Source organism: Vibrio sp. Vb0349 (assembly GCF_033338975.1).
In genome coordinates this window covers 1-1,121 of sequence record NZ_JAWOTS010000375.1, presented here as the reverse complement: position 1 = coordinate 1,121, position 1,121 = coordinate 1, and the positions used below count along the sequence as shown (strand labels likewise).

General features: G+C 40.3%; 3 protein-coding genes. All 3 read right to left on the bottom strand.

Going from position 1 to position 1,121, the window contains the following annotated elements; genetic code table 11:
- Positions 1-207: AbgT family transporter (locus R7Q47_RS25965; RefSeq protein ID WP_318090223.1), on the bottom strand; the 207-nt coding region annotated here is incomplete at its 3' end.
- Positions 208-701: 494 nt separating this feature from the next.
- Positions 702-827 carry a type B 50S ribosomal protein L36 gene (gene ykgO / locus R7Q47_RS25960; protein ID WP_005380299.1) on the bottom strand — a complete coding sequence of 42 codons (126 nt, stop codon included), beginning with the start codon at positions 825-827 and terminating at the stop codon, positions 702-704.
- Between the two features lie 3 nt (positions 828-830).
- Entirely contained in the window at positions 831-1,091 is a 261-nt protein-coding gene (locus R7Q47_RS25955) for a type B 50S ribosomal protein L31 (protein WP_005479047.1), read from the bottom strand.
- Between the last annotated feature and the right edge of the window lie 30 nt (positions 1,092-1,121).

Here is a 1,121-nt window from a genome sequence, read left to right as displayed (position 1 = left end):
ACCTTTTGCTCCCTCAGGACGAGGATCGACAACCGATACTTCGAAGTAACCAGCTATACCCGACATCACCAGAATGGCTAAACAGAAAATGGCAAATAGTGTGATCGGGTGGGGCAACAGGTTCCCCAAATATTCGACAGTATCCAAAAAGCGCGTAAACAACGGCTTCTTAGGTGAGTTTTGTTTAATTGAAGCAGATGAACTCATCTGTTCCCTCCTTGTTTTTATTCCTATGCAATTGTGAAAAAAATGTCACAAAGCGAGCGAAGGGTACTTGAGTAAAGAGTCAATTAAAAGCCAAAAACGTTACAAATTGTAAATCAATGGCAAATATATAACCAGCTATTTGCATAAATGTAGATATTTCATCCATATAAAACAAATTAACCAACATTATAAATTAAACAAAGATATAACCATTAGATATGCAGGAATGCCTAATCCCTATATAAAGTCGAATGCAAAGATAGTGTGTGGTGTAAGCTCAAAGAGCCGAGCAGTCTGCAAACGTTCAATTTTGACTTGAATAACGACGAAGTCGTGCCAGTAAAAACCATGCCAAGCACGAGCGAATAAACGTTGGCACTTGGCGAGTATTAGGTGGGGTGTGTACATTCAGAGCTGCTGAGGCAATCATCCGTTGTCATGGACGAAAATACCTTAAGTTTAGCTACACACCCCTTTGTTGTTCGTTTCTACTGTTATTTTTGTACAGCTTTGAACCTCGGATTTGTCTTACAAATAACGTACAAGCGCCCTCTTCTTTTCACTATCTGACAGTCAGGATGACGGCTCTTCGCGCTTTTAAGTGATTTCACAACTTTCATGACTTATTCCTTCTCACTAGTAAATTGACCAAAACGACGGTTGAAGTTAGCAATACGCCCTTCCGCTTGAACCACTCGTTGCTTACCTGTGTAAAACGGATGAGAAGACGACGACACATCCAATGTGAAGTACGGGTATGTTTTTCCGTCTTTCCACTCAATGGTGCGATCGGTTTTCAATGTTGAGCCGACAACAAAGTATTCATCCACACTTGTGTCATGAAACACCACTGGACGATAGTCAGGATGGATTCCTGGTTTCATTTCAATTTCCTTTAAACTAAATTGTTATGT

Excerpts from the sequence above, each read along its gene's own strand:
- ykgO (WP_005380299.1), bottom strand. The coding sequence starts at position 827 with ATGAAAGTTGTGAAATCACTTAAAAGCGCGAAGAGCCGTCATCCTGAC.
- R7Q47_RS25955 (WP_005479047.1), bottom strand. The coding sequence starts at position 1,091 with ATGAAACCAGGAATCCATCCTGACTATCGTCCAGTGGTGTTTCATGAC.